19 protein-coding genes are annotated in these 22122 nt (G+C 61.7%); 13 read left to right on the top strand and 6 right to left on the bottom strand.

Features of this window, described 5'->3' with window-relative positions:
* Window positions 1-124: 124 nt before the first annotated feature.
* From BLR26_RS21205 to BLR26_RS21180, 6 genes are read left to right on the top strand one after another with little or no spacing between them, the layout of a single operon-like run.
* Window positions 125-2536, top strand: coding sequence for a TonB-dependent receptor (locus BLR26_RS21205; RefSeq protein ID WP_093385278.1), 2412 nt, complete (start codon window positions 125-127; stop codon window positions 2534-2536).
* Between the two features lie 11 nt (window positions 2537-2547).
* On the top strand, window positions 2548-3468 hold the full coding sequence (locus BLR26_RS21200; protein WP_093385275.1) for a ChaN family lipoprotein: 921 nt from the start codon (window positions 2548-2550) through the stop codon (window positions 3466-3468).
* Window positions 3469-3492: 24 nt separating this feature from the next.
* On the top strand, window positions 3493-4410 hold the full coding sequence (locus BLR26_RS21195) for a ChuX/HutX family heme-like substrate-binding protein (RefSeq protein ID WP_093385272.1): 918 nt from the start codon (window positions 3493-3495) through the stop codon (window positions 4408-4410).
* On the top strand, window positions 4407-5237 hold the full coding sequence (locus tag BLR26_RS21190; protein WP_093385269.1) for a heme/hemin ABC transporter substrate-binding protein: 831 nt from the start codon (window positions 4407-4409) through the stop codon (window positions 5235-5237). Before BLR26_RS21195 ends, BLR26_RS21190 begins: the two co-directional genes overlap by 4 nt.
* Window positions 5234-6244: a FecCD family ABC transporter permease gene (locus BLR26_RS21185; protein ID WP_093385266.1), complete on the top strand. Its 1011-nt coding sequence runs from the start codon at window positions 5234-5236 to the stop codon at window positions 6242-6244. The genes BLR26_RS21190 and BLR26_RS21185 overlap by 4 nt, the downstream gene beginning before the upstream one ends.
* A 1-nt stretch (window position 6245) precedes the next feature.
* Window positions 6246-7013 carry an ATP-binding cassette domain-containing protein gene (locus BLR26_RS21180; protein WP_093385261.1) on the top strand — a complete coding sequence of 256 codons (768 nt, stop codon included), beginning with the start codon at window positions 6246-6248 and terminating at the stop codon, window positions 7011-7013.
* 7 nt (window positions 7014-7020) lie between these two features.
* On the opposite strand, the gene BLR26_RS21175 is transcribed toward BLR26_RS21180, so the two are convergent.
* From BLR26_RS21175 to BLR26_RS21165, 3 genes are all read right to left on the bottom strand, one after another.
* Window positions 7021-7980, bottom strand: a complete 960-nt coding sequence (locus tag BLR26_RS21175) for a FecR domain-containing protein (protein ID WP_093385255.1) — start codon at window positions 7978-7980, stop codon at window positions 7021-7023.
* Complete coding sequence (locus BLR26_RS21170) at window positions 7977-8492, bottom strand: sigma-70 family RNA polymerase sigma factor (protein WP_093385250.1); 516 nt, start codon at window positions 8490-8492, stop codon at window positions 7977-7979. The genes BLR26_RS21175 and BLR26_RS21170 overlap by 4 nt, the downstream gene beginning before the upstream one ends.
* Before the next feature lie 72 nt (window positions 8493-8564).
* Window positions 8565-8978 (bottom strand): hypothetical protein, encoded by a 414-nt coding sequence (locus tag BLR26_RS21165; RefSeq protein WP_093385245.1) that lies wholly within the window; start codon window positions 8976-8978, stop codon window positions 8565-8567.
* Window positions 8979-9240: 262 nt separating this feature from the next.
* On the opposite strand from BLR26_RS21165, the gene BLR26_RS21160 reads away from it, so the two are divergent.
* The 7 genes from BLR26_RS21160 (at window position 9241) to BLR26_RS21130 (ending at window position 18289) form a co-directional block, all read left to right on the top strand.
* Window positions 9241-9540 (top strand): DUF6388 family protein, encoded by a 300-nt coding sequence (locus BLR26_RS21160; protein WP_093385240.1) that lies wholly within the window; start codon window positions 9241-9243, stop codon window positions 9538-9540.
* Between the two features lie 271 nt (window positions 9541-9811).
* Window positions 9812-11125, top strand: coding sequence for a trigger factor (gene tig, locus BLR26_RS21155; protein ID WP_045202127.1), 1314 nt, complete (start codon window positions 9812-9814; stop codon window positions 11123-11125).
* 91 nt (window positions 11126-11216) lie between these two features.
* The gene (gene clpP / locus BLR26_RS21150) at window positions 11217-11858 is read left to right on the top strand and encodes an ATP-dependent Clp endopeptidase proteolytic subunit ClpP (protein WP_010224369.1); all 642 of its coding nucleotides are present in this window, start codon (window positions 11217-11219) and stop codon (window positions 11856-11858) included.
* Window positions 11859-11966: 108 nt separating this feature from the next.
* Window positions 11967-13250: an ATP-dependent Clp protease ATP-binding subunit ClpX gene (clpX, locus tag BLR26_RS21145; RefSeq protein ID WP_010224368.1), complete on the top strand. Its 1284-nt coding sequence runs from the start codon at window positions 11967-11969 to the stop codon at window positions 13248-13250.
* 151 nt (window positions 13251-13401) lie between these two features.
* Window positions 13402-15798 carry an endopeptidase La gene (gene lon, locus BLR26_RS21140; protein WP_045202125.1) on the top strand — a complete coding sequence of 799 codons (2397 nt, stop codon included), beginning with the start codon at window positions 13402-13404 and terminating at the stop codon, window positions 15796-15798.
* 148 nt (window positions 15799-15946) lie between these two features.
* The gene (locus tag BLR26_RS21135) at window positions 15947-16219 is read left to right on the top strand and encodes an HU family DNA-binding protein (protein ID WP_045202124.1); all 273 of its coding nucleotides are present in this window, start codon (window positions 15947-15949) and stop codon (window positions 16217-16219) included.
* Window positions 16220-16417: 198 nt separating this feature from the next.
* Window positions 16418-18289, top strand: a complete 1872-nt coding sequence (locus BLR26_RS21130; protein WP_045202122.1) for a SurA N-terminal domain-containing protein — start codon at window positions 16418-16420, stop codon at window positions 18287-18289.
* 125 nt (window positions 18290-18414) lie between these two features.
* On the opposite strand, the gene BLR26_RS21125 is transcribed toward BLR26_RS21130, so the two are convergent.
* Genes BLR26_RS21125 through BLR26_RS21115 form a run of 3 tightly spaced genes read right to left on the bottom strand, consistent with a single transcriptional unit; the run spans window position 18415 to window position 22121 of the window.
* A complete protein-coding gene (locus BLR26_RS21125) occupies window positions 18415-20025 on the bottom strand; it encodes an ABC transporter ATP-binding protein (RefSeq protein ID WP_093385235.1) in 1611 nt (536 codons plus the stop codon).
* A 1-nt stretch (window position 20026) separates the two neighbouring features.
* Window positions 20027-21046 (bottom strand): ABC transporter permease, encoded by a 1020-nt coding sequence (locus BLR26_RS21120; protein ID WP_045202118.1) that lies wholly within the window; start codon window positions 21044-21046, stop codon window positions 20027-20029.
* Window position 21047: 1 nt separating this feature from the next.
* Window positions 21048-22121 (bottom strand): microcin C ABC transporter permease YejB, encoded by a 1074-nt coding sequence (locus BLR26_RS21115; protein ID WP_045202116.1) that lies wholly within the window; start codon window positions 22119-22121, stop codon window positions 21048-21050.
* Window position 22122 lies beyond the last annotated feature (1 nt).

The raw sequence follows: 22122 nt of genomic DNA, 5'->3' as shown, positions 1-22122 counted from the left end.
TCCTGCCTGCTGGTTTTCGCCCAAATAGAAAATAGTTTCAGATGGAACTGATTTTCATTTCACTTTTTGCTTCCCTCGCGTGACCTCTCTTACAAGATCATTTCAATCTGCAAGGGAGCGCCTCGTGAAGAGCACACAGCCGGCCGCCGTTCAGCGGCTGCAGCCAAACAACAAAAACGCTGCACGCAAGATTGCCTGCAGTGCGCTGACCGCACTGGCTTTGGCGGGCGGCAGCAACGCCTGGTCGTTGGCCAATGCCGCTGAAAGAGGCGCGACCCAGCAGGCGCCGCTGCGCAAGCATTATGAAATTGCGCCAGGGCAACTGGCGCCGGCCTTGAACCAGTTGGCCACCGCTACCGGGGTGATCCTCACCTTCGATCCGCAACTCAGCGAGAACCGCAGCACCCAGGGCCTGAGCGGCGAGTACACCCTCAAGGAGGCTTTCGACCTGCTGCTGATGGGCACTGGCCTGTGGGTTGAGCGGCTCAAGGATCATACCTACGTGCTGCGCATGCACGAACGCAGCGACAGCGCGCTTGAAGTCGGCCCGACCATGGTCGGCGCCCTGGCCGAGCGGCCCGGGGCAATCCAGAGCAGCCGGGAAGTGCATGCCGAGCGCCAGGACCTCAACAGTGTGGTGCGCTCGATACCCGGTACTTACACCTTGCACTCGCGCAGCCAGCCGGGGGTGTCGGTGAACATTCGTGGCCTGGCCGGCCTGGGCCGGGTCAACACCATGATCGATGGCGTCACCCAGACCTTTCGCAATAATGCCGGCCACGGCTCGGGTGGGCCGATGGCCTTTGTCGACGCCAACCTGCTGGCCGGGGTCGATGTACAGCGTGGTTCGGTGGACGGCGCCGAAGGTGCCAACACCCTGGGCGGCTCGGCGAACTTTCGTACCTTCGATATCGATGACATCGTCAAACCAGACCACCGTGTAGGCCTGCGCACGACTTATCGCACCGGTAACAACGGCTACGGCAACACCCGCATGTTTGCCGCCGGTGCCCGCACCCGTCCGGAAGATGTCGAGGGTGTCTACGGTCTGGTCGCCGCGGTGAGCAGCACCCAGACCGGCGAGTACAAGACCACCAACGGCCAGTCCAACGAATACGACACCACCAAGCAGAACCCACGCTCCGGCTTGCTCAAGCTGCGCCTGCAGCCCAACGACATGCACCGCCTTGACCTGAGCGGGGTGAAGTACCGCAACGAGTTCTATCACAACTACCCCTGGCAACTGGACAACGAGACCTATCGCGCCAAGTACGCCTACACGCCCTACAGCGAATGGGTGAACCTCACGGTCAATGCCTACCAGAACAAGACTGAGCTTGAGTACCCGCCGGTAGAAGAGTCCCACTACATTGGCCGCAAAACCCGCGACGACGCCCACGGCTTTGACCTGACCAACGTCAGTCGTTTCAACCTCGGGCCGGTGGAGGCGAGCTGGAGCAATGGCGCGCGTTACTACACCGACGACTTCGTTGCCCAGACCCCGGAGAAACGCGGCGCCAACCCCGAAGGCAAGCAGGCTACCCATAGCCTGTTCAGCACCCTGGAATTCAACTACGACATCTATGCCCTGACCCTGGCCGGCCACTATGACGGCTACAAGGTCAGCGGCCATGTGCCCAAGTGCTCGATCATTGGCCAGTGCCGCGGCATCGATGGCGGTGACGTGGATATCACCCGTCGTGAACACAGCTTCAACCCGCGGGTGGGCTTCGCAGTCAAGCCTTATGACTGGATGCAGCTCTACAGCAGCTGGTCGCGCACCTCGCGGGCGCCGCGGGTGCAGGAAATGTTCTTCGAGAAAGTGCCGCTCGAGGCCGATGCCAGCGACGCCGATGGTGTCGGCGCCAACCCGTTCCTGCGTCAGGAACGTTCGACCAACTACGAGTTCGGGGTCAATTTCAGCCGCGCCGGGCTGTTCAGCAACGACGACTACGGGCAACTGAAGATCAACCGCTTTATCAGCAAGATCGATGGCTACATCACCCCGCAGTCGTTCGACATCCTTGATGACGACGGCGAAGAGTCGGCGAAGATGAACTGGGTCAACTGGCCGGAAGAAGTGCGCATGAGCGGCTATGAGCTGGAAGGGCGCTACGACGCCGGCTTCTTCTACGCCAATCTGTCGTGGACCAAGGCCACGACCAAGTCGCCGACCACCTCCGGCATCGAGCTGGAAGACATCAACAGTCAGCCGGACCGCTTCTGGACCCTCGACCTTGGCACCCGCTGGTTTGACGAACGCCTGGTGCTGGGCGCCCGTGGCGAGTACGCCGGCCCGTCGGAAACCAGCTGGGACTGGTACGAGACGAAAAAATCCAACTCCACCGGGGTGATCTGGGACCTGTACGGCAGCTACCGGGTGCAGGACAACCTGAGCCTGTTCTTCAACGTCGAGAACGTCGGCAACAAGGTCTACAACAACAGCGCCTCGGTGGACTACCTGATGTCGGCGGTGATGGACCAGGGCAACGGCCGTGGCCGCACCACCTCGTTCGGCTTCACCCTCGAATACTGACAGGACCCTTCATGTTCAAGTCTTCTTTTATAGGGGCAGGGCTGGCGCTGCTCGTCGGTTGCGCCAGCGTCAATGCGCCGGTGGCCGACAGCGCCTACACCCGGGTCGAAAGCCATATTCCCGAATGGGGCGCGATCATCGAGTTGGGCAGTGGCAAGCAGGTTTCGCCGACGCAACTGCTTGATGAGCTGGCGCCAGCGCACACGGTGATGGTCGGCGAAGTGCACGACAACTTCGCCCATCATCTGATCGAGCAATGGCTGGCGACCCACCTGGCCAAGCGCCGGCCCCAGGGGGCGGTGGTCCTGGAGATGCTCGACAGCGACCAGCAGCGCCCGGTCGCCGAAGTCCAGGCCTGGCTGGGCCAGGGCAATCAGGTGCGTAGCCAGCGCCTGCAACAGATCATCCATTGGGACCCGCGCTGGAGCTGGGAGCAATATGGCACGCTGATGGTAGCGCTGATGCCGGCGCCAGCGGCACTGCTGGCCGGCAACCTGTCGGGCGCCGAGCGCAAGCGTCTGATGGCAACAGCGCCAGCCAACCCCGACGGTCTGTTCCCGTCGCCCGCCATCGCCGCCCGCCAACGCCAGCAGATCAAGCAGATGCACTGCGGGCAGATCGATGCCGCGCGCATGAATGCAATGCTGGCGATCCAGCACGCCCGCGATCAGCGCATGGCGCAGGTGCTCGATAACGCCCAGGCGCCGCGACTGCTATTGGCGGGTGTGCTGCACACGCTCAAAAGCCTGGGCGCCCCGCCATACCTGGGGCAAGGGGCGAGCGACCCGGGGCTGAAAGTACTGGTGATCGCTGAGCAGGATCATCGCCTGAGCGCCAGCGACGCCGACTACGTCTGGATGCTGCCGAGCGCGGATGCCGAGGGCGCCGCCCTGGTTACCGACGCGGGTGGTTGCGACCAGCCCGCCCATTGAAACCTTCATTACAAGGAATTAGCCATGACTCAACTGACTGAAAGCGGATTCAACCCGCTGTGCCTGGACCTGCCCGCCGTGGAGGTAGCCGCACAGCTGCATAGCCTGGGCCTGGTGCGCACGTGTACGCCGGCTAACCATGCCGTGATCGAACAACTGGGGCGTTATCCGCAATCCGACGATATCAGCGAAGCGGGGCTGGTGATTGGCGAGGACGGCCTGGACCTGCGCTTGAATCTGCGTGCCTGGTACTGGATCGGCATGGCTCATGATGCCAGTGGCTACCGCCTGAGTGTCTTCGATCGCCACGGCAAAGTGCTGCTGCGCCTGGCCTCGACCGAGCAGTCGTCGATGGCCGGCTGGGCAGGACTGTATGAGCAGTGCATCGACAAGCCGGCAGTTTTCAGCGAGCCGCCTTCGTTCGGCAAGCGTGATCTGCAGGTGCCCGGCCTTGTTGAGGAATGGGCGGCGATGGCCAATGTCCATGAGCACTTTGCCCTGCTCAAGCGCCACGGCCTGACCCGTTACGAAGGTAACGCGCTGGTGGCCCCGGATTTTGCCCGGCAACTTTCGCAGACCAGCCCGGTGGCGATGTTCCGTGAGCTGGCCGCCAGCGCGCTGGAGCTGATGCTGTTCGTCTACAGCGCCGGTAGCGTGCAGATCTTTACCGGCCGGCTGACGGGTGTGAGCGAGTCGGGCGCCGAGCTGCTGTTCGACATGCCCGCCAGTGACCAGGCGGCTACCTGCTTCAGGATCGCCGATGCGCCGGATGCGCAGATCTGGCGGGTTTACAAACCGAACCAGGTCGGCGGCGTCACCAGCCTCGAGTTTTTTGATGCCGAGCAGCGTCTGATTGTCCAGGTCTTTGCTCGTCGTCCGGCGGGGCAGCCTGAACAACCGGCCTGGCGTGAGTGGCTGGATGCCCTGGAGGCGGCGCGATGAAGGCTTTGCTGCTTGGCGTGCTGGCGGCCTGTGCGGTCATGACCGTGCAGGCCGAAACCGCCGATACGCTGGTGATCGGCAACGATCTGGCGGAAATTGTCGAGCGCCTGGGCGGTACTTCGCGCCTGGTCGGGCGCGATGATTCCAGTCGCTTTCCGCAGGCCATCGCCAACCTGCCGTCGGTGGGGTACATGCGCCAGCTCTCGGCAGAAGGGGTGCTGGCGCTCAAGCCACAACGGCTGCTGATCAGCGATGCTGCCCGTCCGGCTATCGTGCTGCGCCAGTTGAGCGGCCTGGGGCTTGAAGTGCTGAGCATTGCCCGCGGCAAGGGTGTCGGCGATATCCCGGCAAAGATCGAGCAGGTGGCGGCGGCCATGAACCTACAGGCGCAGGCGCAACCGTTGCTTGATGAGCAGCGCCAGTTGGCTGGGCAGTTGGCCAAGACGCCGGCGCTCAAAGGACCGAAGGCGCTGTTCATTTTCAATCATGCCGGCATGACGCCGCTGATCATGGGGCAAGGCACCGAAGCTCAGGCGGCACTGGCGCAGGCGGGGATCGAAAACTGCGCGACCTTCAATGCCTACAAGCAAGTGGCGGCTGAAGCCATGGTGTCGCTGGCGCCGGATTTCGTCATCGTCAGCCGCGCCGGGCTGGCGGCACTTGGGGGTGAAGACAACCTGTGGAAACTGGGCGGCCTGGCCCATACCCCGGCCGGACAGCATCGGCGCTTGGTGCAGGTCGATGACCAGGCGCTGCTCAACCTCGGGCCGCGCACGGTGCAGGCCATGCTGCAGCTACGCCAGGACGCAGGAGCGCTGTTTCCATGAGGCGCGCAAGCAGCGTCTCGCTGCCGATACTGATGCTGATGCTGGCAGGGCTGTGCGCCCTGCTGGTGGTGTGTTCGCTGGTCGGTAGTATCGGCTTGTCGCCACGGATTGTGTTCGGTGATCTGCCCACCGCCCTGGAGTGGCAGGTCTGGAGCGAAGTGCGCCTGCCGCGTCTGCTGCTGGCAGTGCTGGTGGGCTCGACCCTGGCGGTGGGCGGCACGGCGATGCAAGGCCTGTTTCGCAACCCGCTGGCCGACCCGACCCTGCTCGGCCAGGCCAGCGGCGCCGGGCTGGCGGTGTCGATCTGGGTCGTACTGTTCAACGGCCGCTTTGCCGGGCTGGAGCTTTATGGGCAGTTTTTCGCAGGCTTTATTGGCGCGTTGCTGGTGACCCTGGTGATTTTTCGTATTGGCCGCGGCTACAAAGGGCGCGAGTCGACCATCACCTTGTTGCTGGCCGGCTTGGTCATCAACACCCTGACCGGTGCCCTGGGCGGCATCCTCACCTTTGTCGCCAGCGAAGAGCAGTTGCGCCAGCTGAGCTTGTGGGGCATGGGCAGCCTGAGCAGCGCCGAGTGGTCGAGCGTATCGGTGGCCGCCCTGGTCTTGCCCCTGAGCTTGTGGGTGCTGGCGCGTTGCGCGGGCGATCTGGACTTGTTTCAGCTGGGCGAGGTGTCTGCGCACGCCGCCGGGCTGGATGGCGACCGGCTGAAAAACCGCGTGGTGCTGGCTTCGTCGCTGGGTGTGGGGCTGTGCGTGGCGCTGAGCGGCATCATCGGCTTTATCGGCCTGCTGGTGCCGCATTGCCTGCGCCTGTATTTCGGCCCCGGCCACCGTTTGCTGGTTCCTGCGTCGATGCTCTGCGGCGCGATCCTGTTGCTGGTCGCCGATACCCTGGCACGCAGTCTTACCAGCCCGGCAGAAATTCCCGTCGGCCTGGTCACCAGCATTATTGGTGGGCCGTATTTTCTCTGGTTGTTACTCGGTCGCAAGGTGCGGGAGTTTTGACATGCTTGAACTGATCAATGTCAGCCTGGAGCGTCCTTTTGCCCTGGCGTCGTTCAGCGAGCGGGTACGGGCAGGTGAGCTTCTTGGGTTGATCGGCCCCAATGGCGCGGGCAAAAGCACGCTGTTGTCGTTGATATCCGGTTACCTGCAACCGGCGGGCGGGCAGGTCGAGTTGCTCGGTCGAGCGTTGCCCGCTTATTTGCCCGGGCAACTGGCGCGCCGGCGCGCGCTGGTGACGCAGCAGATGGACAGTGCTTTCGATTGGCGGGTCGAAGAATTCATTCGTCTCGGTCAGCAGCACCCTGGCGAGCCGTGCCCGGGCATTATCGATGCGCTGGATGTCCGTCACTTGCTTGGCCGGGGAGTGTTGTCGCTGTCTGGCGGCGAGCTGCAGCGGGTAACCATTGCCCGGGCCATGAACCAATTGGCAATCAGCCCGCTGACTGACGCCTGGGACGATGGTCGCGGCTGCCTGCTGTTGCTGGACGAACCCACCAGCGCCCTGGATATCGGCCAGCAGCAGAACCTCATGCGGGTGTTGCGCACGCTGACCCGTTCGCCGCGTATTGCCGTGGTCTGTGTGTTACACGACCTGAACCTGGCTGCGCGCTACTGCGACCGCCTTTGGCTGCTCGAAGGCGGCCGGCTTTGCGCCAGCGGCGCGCCGGCCCAGGTGCTCAGCGAGCAGCGCATTGCCCAGGTGTTTGGTGCGCAGGTACGGGTAACGGCGGGTAAACACCACCAGGTGAGCATTGAGCTGGCGCCGTAAGTGGCGTCTAGCGCTGACTCAACGTAACCCAGTAGCGTGAGCGCCGCAGCACCTGCACGGACAATGACAGGGGCAGGGCGTCGAGCACCGCATCGGTGTCGGCCAGCGGATAAACGCCGGAGATACGCAACGCAGCGATCTCGTCGCTGCAGCGCAACAGGCCAGGCCGGTAGCGGCTGAGTTGCTCGACAAAGGCATCCAGGCGCATGTTGTCGGCCACCAGCAAGCCCTTGCTCCAGGCCGGCTCGGCCGAGGTGCCGGTGGCCGGTTCGATGCGGGTCGGGGTGAAGCGCGCGCGCTGCCCGGGAGCCAGGCGCAGGGGGTTGGCGGGTGATTGCCGCGCCTGCACCTCGACTGCACCGTCGAACAGCTCGACCTGCGTGGCTGGCTCTTGCAGCTCGACACTAAAACGCGTCCCTAATGCCCGTACCTGGCCATGTACGGTGTAAACGCTTAACGGGCGTTGATCGGCGTTCGAGCGGTGGCCACTGCGGATCAACAGGCGCCCGGCGAGCAGTTGCACGCGGCGCTGGCGGCTGTCGAACAGCACGGTGATTTCGGTACTTGCGTCGAGGGTCAATTGGCTGCCGTCTTCCAGCTCGATGTGTTGTGGGGCGCTGGCACCATTGCGGTAGGTCAGTTCCGGGCCCGGCTGCCAGACGTTGCGATAGGCCAGTTGCCCGGCGCAGCCGAACAGGCCGAGCACCGCCAGTGCCTTGAGCGCTTGCCGGCGACTGCGGCCCTGGCTGCCCCGGGAAAGGCTCTGGTAGCCGGCATGTGGCTCCAGCCCGGCCATGCGTCGACGCAGGGCCTCGATGTGCAGCCAGGCACGTTCGTTGTCCGGATGGGCGGCGCGCCACTGCTCAAGCGCCCGCTGCTGCTCGGGGCTGAGTGCGCCTTCCATGGTTTCGGTGAGCCACTGTGCGGCTTCGCGAGTAGTACGCGGGTTAAAGGGGGAGGGGGTCATGGCTGGTCAGCAAAAAAGCAATGCTGGTTGGCCCGCACCAGGTACAGCTTTACCGAGCGGCTGCTGACCTGCAGGCGTTCGGCGATTTCGGCGATCTTCAGGCCCTGCAGGTGCGACAGTAAGAAGGCTTCGCGGACCTTGGCCGGCAGGGCGTCGAGCATGCGATCGAGCAGGGTCAGGGCTTCAAGTGCCAGCACGCGGACTTCGGGTGACGGTTCAACTGCTTCAGGCAGGCTGGCCAGTGTTTCCAGGTACGCCTGCTCGACCAGGCGGCGGCGATAGACATTGGCCATCAGTCGCCGCGCCACGGTCGAGAGAAACGAGCGGGGTTCGCGGATCCTGAACAGGTCTTTGGAGCCGAGGATGCTCAGGAAGGTATCGTGGGCAATGTCGGCGGCATGTTCCGGGCAGCCGATACGATTGCGTAGCCATCGGTGCAGCCAATTGTGATGGTCGTTGTACAGGGTGCTCAGGCACGTATTCAGTCCAGGTGTAGCGGGGCGGGTGTCCATCGGGTGCGTGGCCGGCGTAAAGCGGAACGGACGCCCATTATAGCGAGAATAATTATCAATTGATAATTGTTGTTATTGAGAAATGCTGGTCACCGGCTGGCCGTGAGCGGATTTGCCGGGCGGCCCAGCTGCCGCAGTGCCTGCTTGCACGCTTTCGTCGCAGACTACCTGGCTGATGGCTCTGGACAGTGAGCCTTTGAAGATCGGAGTGAGCTCGTTGTCGGCCTCGGCGTCCTGAAGGTCCTCCAGCGAAGCTCCCGGGCCCATGAAGCGTACTGTGCGTGCGCTGCAATCGAACTGGCGGGCACTGTAGCTGGTCCCGCTGATGCCGACACGCTGGGTGATTACAGTGCGCTGGGAAGGATCACCCGACACGCTCACGATCGAGTAGCGGGCGTCTTGATCGAAGGAGGTTTGCAGCACTGTAGCGCTGACGAGGGAACAGCAAAGTGCCAGGCAACAGCCAGAGATGAGTTTGATCAGCACGGGTACTTCCTTGCATTGGCGCTGTGATTTTGCAGGAGGTGCCAAGCGATAATGAATCGTATTAACGATGTGGCACGTTGCTAGCTTAGTGGGCAAGCTATTCCTAGACAACGGCCCACCCCCCATTGTTCATGAAATTTCCGACAATCGGGGTGGATTATTCATGCATGTTTTGACGGCCTGGTGACAATCGACGAAAAGCTGATAAATTTCAGCCGGTTGAAACAGTGGCCGGGTTTAGGGTCGCAAAAAGGAAACCACCATGATTTCACCAGAACGTCAGGCCATCGCCCTGCAGCGCTATGCCGAAGCCAACCCGCAGATGCGTGAAGAGATCGCCGGGCTCAGCGAGCACGAGCAGGCTCAGCAGGTCCTCTGGGCCTTCGAGGATGCCGCGCAGGAGCAGGGGGTCGAACCCTGGGAGCTGACCTTGCAACTGATTGCCGAGTCCGACGAGGAGCTTGCGGCCCTGCGCCTTGAGGTGCATCGCGAGGTTGCCGAGGCGCTGGGGATGGCGTGGGAAGAGTATTGCGAGTTCAACGAAATCGAACAGGATTCGTAACGCTGCAACTCGGATTTGTAGTGTTTTGACAAGATTTTATGCAGCCCAGGGGCTGGATCATCATGGCTTCAGCTGTGGCGTCCAGGCCAGGGGCTGCGTGTGTTGAGCGGCCTTGGGCAAGGTTTTTGCCAGGGTCTTTGAATTAAATGGACCGGCGTACTTTCCCGTCGTCCTGAACGGGGTGACTTCTGGTCTTTGAGCCACTAGAATGCTTGCCCTTGATTCTGGAGTCGGGTATCGCCGGCTAACGTCTGTGCAACGAGGAATATCCATGCAAGTTTCTGTTGAAAATACTTCTGCTCTCGAGCGCCGCATGACCATCGCCGTTCCGGCCGAGCGCGTCGAGACCGAAGTCAACAAGCGTCTGCAACAGACTGCCCGTCGCGCCAAGGTCCCAGGCTTCCGTCCTGGCAAAGTGCCGATGAGCGTGATCCGTCAGCGCTACGAAGACGCCGCCCGTCAGGAAGCCTTCGGCGACCTGGTCCAGGCTTCCTTCTACGAAGCCGTGGTCGAGCAGAAGCTGAACCCGGCTGGCGCCCCTGCCGTCGAGCCAAAATCGTTCGAAAAGGGCAAAGATCTCGAATACGTCGCCATTTTCGAAGTATTCCCTGAGTTCACCGTTGCCGGTTTCGACTCGATCGCCGTCGAGCGCCTGAGCGCCGAAGTGGCTGACGCCGACCTGGACAACATGCTCGAAGTGCTGCGCAAGCAAAACGTGCGTTTCGAAGCCGCTGACCGCGCTGCCCAGAACGAAGACCAGCTGAACATCGATTTCGTCGGCAAGGTCGACGGTGAAGTGTTCGCTGGCGGTTCGGCCAAGGGCACCCAGCTGGTACTGGGTTCCGGCCGCATGATCCCGGGCTTCGAAGAAGGCCTGGTCGGCGCCAAGGCCGGTGAAGAGCGCGTTCTGAACCTGACCTTCCCCGAGGACTATCAGAACCTGGACCTGGCTGGCAAAGCCGCCGAGTTCACCGTTACCGTCAACAGTGTTGCCGAGCCAAAGCTGCCTGAGCTGACCGAAGAGTTCTTCGCCCAGTTCGGTATCAAGGAAGCAACCCTGGAAGGTTTCCGCACCGAAGTTCGCAAGAACATGGAGCGTGAACTGCGTCAGGCGATCAAGACCAAGGTCAAGAACCAGGTAATGGACGGCCTGCTGGCTGCCAACCCGATCGAAGTCCCGAAAGCCCTGCTGGAAAACGAAGTGAACCGCCTGCGCGTTCAAGCCGTTCAGCAGTTCGGTGGCAACATCAAGCCTGAGCAACTGCCGGCCGAGCTGTTCGAAGAGCAAGCCAAGCGCCGCGTCGTGCTGGGCCTGATCGTCGCCGAAGTGGTCAAGCAGAACGAACTGAAGCCGGACGAAGACCGCGTTCGCGAAATGATCCAGGAAATGGCTTCGGCTTACCAGGAGCCTGAGCAGGTCGTGGCTTGGTACTACAAGAACGACCAGCAACTGAACGAAGTCCGTTCGGTTGTGCTGGAAGAACAAGTTGTGGATACTGTTCTGCAGAAAGCGACTGTGACCGACAAATCGGTCTCGTACGAAGAAGCCGTAAAACCAGCCCAGGCACCTGCCGCCGCTGAGTAATACGCCAGCTTCGTAGGAAAACACCACAAGCCAGCCTTCGAGCTGGCTTGTGCGTATTCAAGACATGACTATTTGGGAGTGAGTGCAGGACATGTCCCGCAATTCTTATTATCAGCAGAGCTCTGACATCCAGGCCGCAGGCGGCCTGGTCCCGATGGTTATCGAGCAATCCGCTCGTGGCGAACGCGCCTATGACATCTACTCGCGCCTTCTCAAGGAGCGGGTGATCTTCCTGGTCGGCCCGGTAGAGGACTACATGGCCAACCTGGTAGCGGCGCAGATGCTGTTCCTTGAAGCGGAAAACCCGGACAAGGATATCCATCTCTACATCAACTCGCCGGGCGGTTCGGTGACTGCCGGCATGTCGATCTACGACACCATGCAGTTCATCAAGCCGGACGTCTCGACCATCTGCATCGGCCAGGCCTGCAGCATGGGCGCCTTCCTGCTGGCCGCAGGTGCCAAGGGCAAGCGTCACTGCCTGCCGAACTCGCGGGTGATGATTCACCAGCCACTGGGCGGTTTCCAGGGCCAGGCCACGGATATCGAGATCCACGCCAAGGAAATCCTCTCCATCAAGTCGCGTCTGAACGAGCTGCTGGCCTACCACACAGGTCAGGACCTGGAGACCATCAAGCGCGATACTGAGCGCGACAATTTCATGAGCGCCGAGCGCGCAGCCGAATACGGCCTGATCGACTCGGTCTACGACAAGCGGCAACTGGCCTCCTGAATCCGGGTGCCAGAGCAGGCGGGCGCGCATTGCGCCTACCTGCGGACTTGAAAAAGCCCGCAATTGCCTTCATCTTGTGTTGCAAGCCTACCGGATTGGATCGATCGAATGACTGACACCCGTAACGGCGAGGACAACGGCAAATTGCTCTATTGCTCCTTCTGCGGCAAAAGCCAGCACGAAGTGCGCAAGTTGATTGCCGGCCCCTCGGTATTTATCTGCGACGAGTGCGTCGACCTGTGCAACGACATCATCCGTGAGGAGGTGCAGGAAGCCCAGGCCGAGAGCAGCGCGCATAAACTGCCTTCGCCGAAAGAAATCAGCACCATCCTGGACCAGTACGTCATTGGTCAGGAGCGTGCGAAAAAGGTACTGGCGGTAGCGGTGTACAACCACTACAAACGCCTGAATCAACGCGACAAGAAGAACGACGACGTCGAGCTCGGCAAGAGTAACATCCTGCTGATCGGTCCGACGGGCTCGGGTAAGACCCTGCTCGCCGAAACCCTCGCGCGTCTGTTGAATGTACCGTTCACCATCGCCGATGCTACCACCCTGACCGAAGCCGGTTACGTGGGTGAGGACGTCGAGAACATCATTCAAAAACTGCTGCAGAAGTGCGACTACGACGTGGAAAAGGCCCAGATGGGCATTGTCTACATCGACGAAATCGACAAGATCTCGCGCAAGTCGGACAACCCGTCCATCACCCGCGACGTTTCGGGCGAGGGCGTGCAGCAGGCGCTGCTCAAGCTGATCGAAGGCACGGTCGCTTCGGTACCGCCGCAAGGTGGCCGCAAGCACCCGCAGCAGGAATTCCTGCAGGTCGATACGCGTAACATCCTGTTTATCTGTGGCGGTGCGTTCTCGGGCCTCGAAAAGGTCATCCAGGCGCGTTCCACCCGCGGCGGCATCGGCTTTGGTGCCGAAGTACGCAGCAAGCAGGAAGGCAAGAAGGTTGGCGAGTCGCTGCGTGAAGTCGAGCCTGACGATCTGGTCAAGTTCGGTCTGATCCCGGAGTTCGTCGGTCGTCTGCCGGTTCTGGCGACCCTCGACGAGCTCGACGAAGCTGCCTTGATGCAGATTCTGACCGAGCCGAAGAACGCCCTGACCAAGCAGTATGCCAAGCTGTTCGAAATGGAAGGCGTGGACCTGGAGTTCCGCAGTGATGCGCTCAAGTCGGTGGCCCGCAAGGCCCTGGAGCGCAAGACCGGGGCCCGTGGCCTGCGTTCGATCCTCGAAGGCATCCTGCTCGACACCATGTACGAGATTCCTTCGCAGAAGGATGTCAGCAAGGTGGTGATCGACGAGAGCGTCATCGATGGTTCTTCGCAGCCGCTGTTGATCTACGAGAACAGCGAGCCGCAAGCCAAGGCTGCACCCGACGTCTGAGTCGCCACGCGGCTCGATTCAAGCAAGGGGCCTTCGGGCCCCTTTGCTTTTCCTGTCGCAGAGCTTGTTTTTTTGCGGGCCTGCCCCCACATTAACTCCACGCTCAAAATCCATCGGTTTCCGGCCATAAGGCCGCTGTAGAGGCGAAATCATGAAGACCACCCTCGACTTGCCTCTCTTGCCATTGCGCGATGTCGTCGTCTATCCGCACATGGTCATCCCACTGTTCGTGGGGCGCGAGAAGTCCATCGAGGCCCTTGAGGCCGCGATGACGGGCGAGAAGCAGATTCTCCTGCTGGCCCAGAAGAACCCCGCTGACGACGATCCAGGCGAAGACGCCCTGTACCGCGTCGGTACCATTGCCACCGTCCTGCAACTGCTGAAACTGCCCGATGGCACCGTCAAGGTGCTGGTCGAAGGCGAACAGCGCGGTGCGGTCGAGCGTTTCAACGAAGTCGACGGCCACATTCGTGCCGAAGTTTCGCTGATCGACGAATCCCAGGCTGCCGAGCGCGAGTCTGAAGTCTTCGTCCGCAGCTTGCTGTCACAATTTGAACAATATGTTCAGCTGGGCAAGAAAGTCCCGGCTGAAGTCCTGTCGTCGCTCAACAGCATCGATGAGCCCGGGCGCCTGGTCGACACCATGGCAGCGCACATGGCGCTGAAGATCGAGCAAAAGCAGGAAATCCTCGAGATCCTCGACCTGTCGGCCCGTGTCGAACACGTGCTGGCGCTGCTGGATGCCGAAATCGACCTGCTGCAGGTCGAGAAGCGTATCCGTGGCCGGGTCAAGAAACAGATGGAGCGCAGCCAGCGCGAGTACTACCTGAATGAGCAGATGAAGGCCATTCAGAAAGAGCTCGGCGACAGCGAAGAAGGTCACAACGAAGTCGAGGAGCTGAAAAAGCGTCTCGACGCTGCCGGCCTGCCGAAGGACGCCTACGCCAAGGCCCAGGCCGAGCTGAACAAGCTCAAGCAGATGTCGCCGATGTCGGCCGAAGCCACCGTGGTGCGCTCGTACCTCGACTGGCTGGTGCAGGTGCCGTGGAAGGCGCAGAGCAAGGTGCGTCTGGACCTGGCCAAGGCCGAGGAAATTCTCGACGCCGACCATTACGGCCTGGAGGAGGTCAAGGAGCGCATCCTTGAGTACCTCGCAGTGCAAAAACGGGTGAAAAAGATCCGTGGTCCGGTACTGTGCCTGGTCGGGCCGCCTGGCGTGGGTAAAACCTCGCTGGCCGAGTCGATCGCCAGTGCCACCAACCGCAAGTTCGTACGCATGGCCCTCGGTGGCGTGCGCGACGAGGCCGAGATTCGCGGTCACCGCCGTACCTATATCGGTTCGATGCCCGGTCGTCTGATTCAGAAAATGACCAAGGTTGGCGTACGCAACCCGCTGTTCCTGCTCGACGAAATCGACAAGATGGGCAGCGACATGCGCGGCGATCCGGCCTCGGCGTTGCTGGAAGTGCTCGACCCCGAGCAGAACCACAACTTCAACGATCACTACCTGGAAGTCGACTACGACCTCTCGGACGTGATGTTCCTCTGCACCTCGAACTCGATGAACATCCCGCCAGCCTTGCTGGACCGGATGGAAGTCATCCGCCTGCCGGGTTACACCGAGGACGAGAAGATCAACATCGCGGTCAAGTACCTGTCGCCCAAGCAGATCAAGGCCAACGGCCTGAAAAAGGGCGAGCTGGAGATCGACGTCTCGGCGATCCGCGACATCATCCGCTACTACACCCGCGAAGCCGGCGTGCGGGGCCTGGAGCGCCAGATCGCGAAAATCTGCCGCAAGGTGGTCAAGGAGCACGCCGGCCTCAAGCAGGTGGCGGTGAAGGTTACTGGCGAGCAGCTCGAGCACTACCTGGGCGTGCGCAAGTACCGCTACGGCCTGGCCGAGCAGCAGGATCAGGTTGGCCAGGTCACCGGCCTTGCCTGGACCCAGGTGGGCGGCGAACTGCTGACCATTGAAGCTGCAGTGATTCCGGGCAAGGGTCAGCTGATCAAGACCGGCTCGCTCGGTGACGTCATGGTCGAGTCCATCACTGCCGCGCAAACCGTGGTGCGCAGCCGCGCCCGCAGCCTGGGGATTCCTGCCGACTTCCACGAGAAGCGCGATACCCACATCCACATGCCCGAAGGCGCCACGCCCAAGGATGGTCCAAGTGCCGGTATCGGCATGTGCACCGCCCTGGTTTCGGCCCTGACCCAGATCCCAGTGCGTGCCGATGTGGCCATGACCGGCGAGATCACCTTGCGTGGTCAGGTGCTGGCAATCGGTGGTTTGAAGGAAAAACTGCTGGCCGCTCACCGGGGTGGAATCAAGACGGTGATCATTCCGGAAGAGAATGTGCGTGATCTGAAGGAAATTCCTGAGAATATTAAGCAGGATCTGCAGATTAAACCGGTCAAATGGATTGACGAAGTCCTCCAAATTGCGCTGCAATACGCCCCGGAGCCCTTGCCCGATGTGGCTCCGGAGATTGTCGCCAAGGATGAAAAGCGCGACAGCGATTCCAAGGAAAGAATCAGCACACATTAGTACGTATTTGGCTGGGGGGCTTTCTTGACAGTATTTTCAGGCCCTTGTTATAAAGCGGCACTTAAGTGTCAACAGGCCACCCAGCGCTCGTTTAGCTTTTCATTACATACTTAGAAACAAACTCAATAGAGATATAAGGGGACTTAGAGTGAACAAGTCGGAACTGATTGACGCTATCGCCGCATCTGCTGATATTTCGAAAGCTGCCGCTGGCAAAGCGCTGGACGCAGTAATCGAATCCGTCACCGGCGCCCTGAAGGCAGGTGATTCCGTGGTACTGGTAGGTTTCGGTACCTTCTCGGTCACCGACCGTCCAGCTCGCACCGGCCGCAACCCGCAAACCGGCAAGACTCTGGAAATCCCTGCCGCCAAGAAGCCTGGCTTCAAGGCTGGCAAGGCTCTGAAAGAAGCCGTCAACTAAGTCGCTTCCTTCAGGCTCACGCCTAACCGAGCCGGGCTCACGCCTGGTCCGGCTGCCGAGCGCCGGGAGGCCTGATACCAGGTTCCCGGCGCTCGGCCAGTTACGAGAAGGCGCATCCTCGGATGCGCCTTTCTTCTATCAGGACTCTACCCACGCTCCACGGTTGGTTCATTCAGTACAACCGTTTCTGGGGGACGCATGCTGCAGAATATCAGGGACAATTCACAAGGTTGGATTGCCAAGACCATCATCGGTGTCATCGTAGCCTTGATGGCACTGACCGGCTTCGATGCCATCTTCCAGGCCACCACCCACAGCCAGGACGCTGCCAAGGTCAATGGCGACAAGATCAGCCAGAACGAGCTGAGCCAGGCCGTCGACATGCAACGTCGACAGCTGATGCAACAGCTGGGCAAGGATTTCGATCCGGCCATGCTCAACGAGCAAATGCTGCGTGAAGCCGCGCTCAAGGGCTTGATCGATCGCAAGTTGCTGCTTCAAGGCGCCGAAGACGCCAAGTTCGCTTTCTCCGAAGCTGCCCTCGACCAACTGATCCTGCAAACCCCTGAGTTCCAGGTGGACGGCAAGTTCAGCCCCGAGCGCTTCGATCAGGTCATTCGCCAGATGGGCTACGGCCGTCTGCAGTTCCGCGAAATGCTGGCTCAGGAAATGCTCATCGGCCAACTGCGCACCGGCCTTGCCGGCAGCGGTTTTGTTACCGACGACCAGGTCGACGCTTTCGCCCGTCTGGAAAAACAGACCCGTGATTTCGCTTCGCTGACCTTCAAGGCCGACCCGGCCGCGGTCAAGGTTACCGACGAGCAGATCAAGGCGCACTACGACGAACACGCCAAGGAGTTCATGAGCCCCGACCAGGTCGTCATCGACTACATCGAGCTGAAGAAATCCGCGTTCTTCGACCAGGTTGAAGTCAACCAGGACGAGCTCAAGGCGCTGTACGAGAAAGAAATCGCCAACCTGGCCGAGCAGCGGCATGCCGCGCACATTCTTGTTGAAATCAATGACAAGGTGAACGAGGGGCAGGCCAAGGCCAAGATCGAAGAAATCCAGGCGCGCCTGGCCAAGGGCGAAGACTTTGCCACTCTGGCCAAGGAGTTCTCCCAGGACCCGGGCTCGGCCAGCAATGGCGGTGATCTCGGTTATGCCGGCCAGGGCGTTTATGATCCGGCCTTCGAAGACGCACTGTATGCGCTGAACAAGGACCAGGTCTCGGGCCCGGTGCGTACCGAATACGGTTTCCACCTGATCAAGCTACTCGATGTGCAGGCGCCTGAAGTGCCAAGCTTCGACAGCCTGAAAGACAAGCTGACCCGTGAGCTGAAAACCCAGCAGGTCGAACAGCGCTTTGTCGAAGTGACCAAGCAGCTGGAAGACTCGGCCTTCGAAGCCTCCGACCTGGCCCAGCCGGCGCAGGAACTGGGCCTGAAGGTGCATACCTCGCCAGCGTTCGGTCGTGAAGGCGGTGAAGGCATCACTGCCAACCGCGCGGTGATCCAGGCGGCATTCAGCACTGAAGTGCTGGAAGAAGGCTCCAACAGCACGGCGATCGAGCTGGATCCGGAAACCATCGTGGTGCTGCGCGTCAAGGAACACCGCAAGCCTGAGCAACTGGGCCTTGAAGTGGTCTCCGAGAGCATCCGCAAGCACCTGGCCAAAGAGCAGGCGACTGCTGCCCTGAAGACCAAGGCCGATGCCCTGATCGCCGGTCTGCGCGATGGCAAGATTGCCTTGGCGGCCAGCCAGGACGGTCAGGCCTGGAAGGTTCAGGAGGCGGTATCGCGTAGCCAGGACGGTATCGACCCGGTCGAGCTGCAGGCACTGTTCCGTATGAGCAAGCCTGAAGCCAAGGACAAGCCTGTGTACGCCAGCGTCACCCTTAACGATGGTAGCCTGGTGGTACTGCGTCTGAACGGCGTCAACGAAGGCACAGCGGCCACTGAAGAAGAGAAAGCGAGCTACCGCCGCTTCCTCGCTTCGCGCGCCGGCCAGCAGGACTTCGCGGCATACCGCAAGCAGCTGGAAGCCAAAGCGGATATCACTCGCTACTGAGTGCTGGATGCTTGAAACAGAAAAGGCCGCTTATGCGGCCTTTTCTGTTTTCATCGCGGGGCAAGTCGGGTCGCCGCACCGCCGCTCCCGCCGGTTTGTAGGAGCGGGCTTGCCCCGCGAAGAGGCTACTGAACGGCAGCTGGCACCAGAAACGCCGCCTCCAGCAACTGCCGGGTATACGCATGCTGCGGGTCGGCAAAGATGTCCGCCGCCACCCCTTGCTCCACCACCTGGCCTTGCTTGACCACCATCAACTGGTGGCTGAGCGCCTTGACCACCGCCAGGTCGTGGCTGATGAACAGGTAGGTGAGGTTGTACTTGCTCTGCAATGAGCGCAACAGCTCGACCACCTGGCGCTGCACGGTGCGGTCCAGGGCCGAGGTCGGCTCATCGAGCAGGATAAGTGCCGGTTTGAGCACCAGTGCCCGGGCAATGGCGATGCGCTGGCGTTGGCCGCCAGAGAACTCGTGCGGGTAACGGTGCCGCGCCTGCGGATCAAGGCCGACCTCTTGCAGGGCGGCAATGATTGCCTGCTCCTGCTCGGCGGCGCTGCCCATGCGGTGGATGCGCAGGCCTTCACCGACGATGTCGCTGACGCACATGCGCGGGCTGAGGCTGCCGAACGGGTCCTGGAAAACCACCTGCATCTGCCGGCGCAGCGGGCGTACCTGCTGCTGGGTCAGGTGCTCAAGGCTCGTGCCCTGAAAGCGGATGCTGCCCTGGCTGCCCAGCAGGCGCAGGATCGCCAGCCCCAGGGTCGACTTGCCCGAACCGCTTTCGCCGACAATGCCCAGGGTCTGGCCCTGGGGCAGGTCGAAGTTGATGCCGTCCACCGCCTTGACGTAATCGACGGTGCGTCGCAACAGACCCTTCTTGATCGGGAACCACACGCGCAGGTTCTCGACCTGCAGCATCGGCGCGCCGGGCGGGTTGCCGGCCGGGCCGCCGCTGGGCTCGGCACCGAGGAGCATCTGCGTGTAGGGATGCTTGGGGTGGCGGAACAGTGCATCACAGTCGGCTTGCTCGACGATCTGGCCCTTTTGCATCACGCAGACCCGGTGGGCAATGCGCTTGACCAGGTTGAGGTCGTGGCTGATCAGCAGCAGCGCCATGCCCAGGCGTGCCTGCAGGGACTTGAGCAACTCGAGGATCTTCAACTGCACGGTGACGTCCAGCGCCGTGGTCGGTTCGTCGGCGATCAGCAGGTCAGGCTCGTTGGCCAGGGCCATGGCAATCATCACACGCTGCCTCTGGCCGCCTGAGAGCTCGTGTGGCAGCGCTTTGAGGCGTTTGTGCGGCTCGGGTATGCCGACCATCGCCAACAGCTCCAGGGTGCGCTCGGTGGCCGCCTTGCCGCGCAGGCCCTTGTGCAGCAGGAGGATCTCGTTGATCTGCTTTTCGATGTTGTGCAGCGGGTTGAGCGAGGTCATCGGCTCCTGGAAGATCATCGCCACGCGGTTGCCGCGTATGCGCCGCATCTTTTTCTCGTCGAGGGTCAGCAGGTCTTGCCCTTCGAACAGGATGCTGCCGCTCGGGTGGCGGGCCAGCGGGTAGGGCAGCAGGCGCAGGATCGAGTGCGCCGTCACCGACTTGCCCGAACCGCTTTCACCGACCAGGGCCAGGGTTTCGCCGCGGCGGATGTCGAAGCTGACACCTTCGACCACCCGCTGGGATTGATCGCCGGTGACGAACTCGACGGCCAGGTCACGGACTTCGATCAAGGTTTGCTTGCTCATCTCATTTCCTCGGGTCGAAGGCATCGCGGGCGGACTCGCCGATGAACACCAGCAGGCTGAGCATCAAGGCCAGCACCGCGAAGGCGCTCATGCCCAGCCAGGGCGCTTGCAGATTGGACTTGCCCTGGGCCACCAGTTCGCCCAGCGACGGCGCGCCGGGCGGCAGGCCGAAGCCGAGGAAGTCCAGGGCGGTCAGGGTGCCGATGGCGCCGGTGAGAATGAACGGCATGAAGGTCATGGTCGAAATCATCGCGTTGGGCAGGATATGCCGGTACATGATCGCGCCGTTCTGCATGCCCAGCGCCCGTGCCGCGCGCACGTACTCAAGGTTGCGCCCGCGCAGGAACTCGGCGCGCACCACATCCACCAGGCTCATCCACGAGAACAGCAGCATGATCCCCAGCAGCCACCAGAAATTCGGTTGCACGAAGCTTGCGAGGATGATCAGCAGGTACAGCACCGGCAGCCCCGACCAGATTTCCAGGAAGCGTTGCCCGGCCAGGTCCACCCAGCCGCCGTAAAAACCCTGCAGGGCACCGGCGATCACGCCGATGATCGAGCTGAGGATGGTCAGGGTCAGGGCAAACAGCACCGAGATACGGAAACCATAGATGACCCGCGCCAGCACGTCGCGGCCCTGGTCGTCGGTGCCCAGCCAGTTCTGCGCCGACGGCGGGGCGGGGGCCGGGACCTTGAGGTCGTAGTTGATGCTCTGGTAGCTGAACGGGATCGGCGCCCACAGCACGAAGCTGTCCTTGGCGGCGAGCAGTTCGCGGATGTACGGGCTCTTGTAGTTGGCTTCCAGCGGGAACTCGCCGCCGAAGGTGGTTTCCGGGTAGCGCTTGAGCGCCGGGAAATACCATTGGCCGTCGTAGCGCACGGCCAGTGGCTTGTCATTGGCGATCAGCTCGGCGCCCAGGCTCAGGCCGAACAGGATCAGGAACAGCCACAGCGACCACCAGCCGCGGCGGTTGGCCTTGAAGCGCTCGAAGCGCCGGCGATTCAGAGGTGACAGGTTCATCTCAGTGCTCCCGGCTGTCGAAGTCGATACGTGGGTCGACCAGGGTGTAGGTCAGGTCGCCAATCAGCTTCACCACTAGCCCGAGTAGGGTGAAGATGAACAGGGTGCCGAAGACCACCGGGTAGTCGCGGTTGATCGCCGCCTCGAAACTCATCAGGCCCAGGCCATCGAGGGAGAAGATCACCTCGATCAGCAGGGAGCCGGTGAAGAAGATACCGATGAACGCCGACGGGAAACCGGCGATCACCAGCAGCATGGCGTTGCGAAACACATGGCCGTAGAGCACGCGGTTAGGGCTCAGGCCCTTGGCCTTGGCGGTGACCACGTACTGCTTGTTGATCTCGTCGAGGAAGCTGTTCTTGGTCAGCAGGGTCATGGTCGCGAAGTTGCCGATCACCAGGGCGGTGACCGGCAGCACCAGGTGCCAGAAGTAATCGAGCAGCTTGCCGGCGGTGCTCAGCTCGTCGAAATTGTTCGAAGTCAGGCCGCGCAGCGGGAACCAGTCCAGGTAGCTGCCGCCAGCAAAAAGCACGATCAGCAGGATGGCGAACAGGAACGCCGGAATGGCGTAGCCGATGATGATCGCCGAGCTGGTCCAGACGTCGAAGTGGCTGCCGTGGCGGGTGGCCTTGGCGATGCCCAGGGGGATCGACACCAGGTACATGATCAGCGTGCTCCACAGCCCCAGGGAGATCGACACCGGCATCTTCTCGACGATCAGGTCGATGACCTTGGCATCACGGAAGAAGCTGTCGCCAAAATCCAGGTGGGCGTAGTTCTTGATCATGATCCACAAGCGTTCCGGCGCCGATTTGTCGAAGCCGTACATCTGCTCGATTTCCTTGATCAGGGCCGGGTCCAGGCCTTGGGCGCCGCGGTAGTTGGAACCGGCCACCGAGACTTCGGCACCCCCTCCGGCAATCCGGCTGGTGGCGCCCTCGAAGCCTTCAAGCTTGGCGATCATCTGCTCGACCGGGCCGCCTGGGGCGGCCTGGATGATGATGAAGTTGATGATCAGGATGCCCAGCAGGGTCGGGATGATCAGCAGCAAACGGCGAAAGATATAGGCCAGCATG

It is taken from the genome of Pseudomonas sp. UC 17F4 (assembly GCF_900101695.1).
Lineage (GTDB): Bacteria > Pseudomonadota > Gammaproteobacteria > Pseudomonadales > Pseudomonadaceae > Aquipseudomonas.
This window is presented reverse-complemented; position numbering and strand designations above follow the sequence as displayed.

Bases quoted from the DNA above. Each gene is read 5' to 3' on its own strand.
- lon (WP_045202125.1), top strand. From the start codon at position 13,402: ATGAAGACCACCCTCGACTTGCCTCTCTTGCCATTGCGCGATGTCGTC.
- BLR26_RS21120 (WP_045202118.1), bottom strand. From the start codon at position 21,046: ATGAACCTGTCACCTCTGAATCGCCGGCGCTTCGAGCGCTTCAAGGCC.
- BLR26_RS21160 (WP_093385240.1), top strand. From the start codon at position 9,241: ATGATTTCACCAGAACGTCAGGCCATCGCCCTGCAGCGCTATGCCGAA.
- BLR26_RS21175 (WP_093385255.1), bottom strand. From the start codon at position 7,980: ATGACCCCCTCCCCCTTTAACCCGCGTACTACTCGCGAAGCCGCACAG.
- BLR26_RS21200 (WP_093385275.1), top strand. From the start codon at position 2,548: ATGTTCAAGTCTTCTTTTATAGGGGCAGGGCTGGCGCTGCTCGTCGGT.
- clpX (WP_010224368.1), top strand. From the start codon at position 11,967: ATGACTGACACCCGTAACGGCGAGGACAACGGCAAATTGCTCTATTGC.
- BLR26_RS21195 (WP_093385272.1), top strand. From the start codon at position 3,493: ATGACTCAACTGACTGAAAGCGGATTCAACCCGCTGTGCCTGGACCTG.
- clpP (WP_010224369.1), top strand. From the start codon at position 11,217: ATGTCCCGCAATTCTTATTATCAGCAGAGCTCTGACATCCAGGCCGCA.
- BLR26_RS21190 (WP_093385269.1), top strand. From the start codon at position 4,407: ATGAAGGCTTTGCTGCTTGGCGTGCTGGCGGCCTGTGCGGTCATGACC.
- BLR26_RS21185 (WP_093385266.1), top strand. From the start codon at position 5,234: ATGAGGCGCGCAAGCAGCGTCTCGCTGCCGATACTGATGCTGATGCTG.
- BLR26_RS21115 (WP_045202116.1), bottom strand. From the start codon at position 22,121: ATGCTGGCCTATATCTTTCGCCGTTTGCTGCTGATCATCCCGACCCTG.
- BLR26_RS21180 (WP_093385261.1), top strand. From the start codon at position 6,246: ATGCTTGAACTGATCAATGTCAGCCTGGAGCGTCCTTTTGCCCTGGCG.
- BLR26_RS21130 (WP_045202122.1), top strand. From the start codon at position 16,418: ATGCTGCAGAATATCAGGGACAATTCACAAGGTTGGATTGCCAAGACC.
- tig (WP_045202127.1), top strand. From the start codon at position 9,812: ATGCAAGTTTCTGTTGAAAATACTTCTGCTCTCGAGCGCCGCATGACC.
- BLR26_RS21125 (WP_093385235.1), bottom strand. From the start codon at position 20,025: ATGAGCAAGCAAACCTTGATCGAAGTCCGTGACCTGGCCGTCGAGTTC.
- BLR26_RS21170 (WP_093385250.1), bottom strand. From the start codon at position 8,492: ATGGACACCCGCCCCGCTACACCTGGACTGAATACGTGCCTGAGCACC.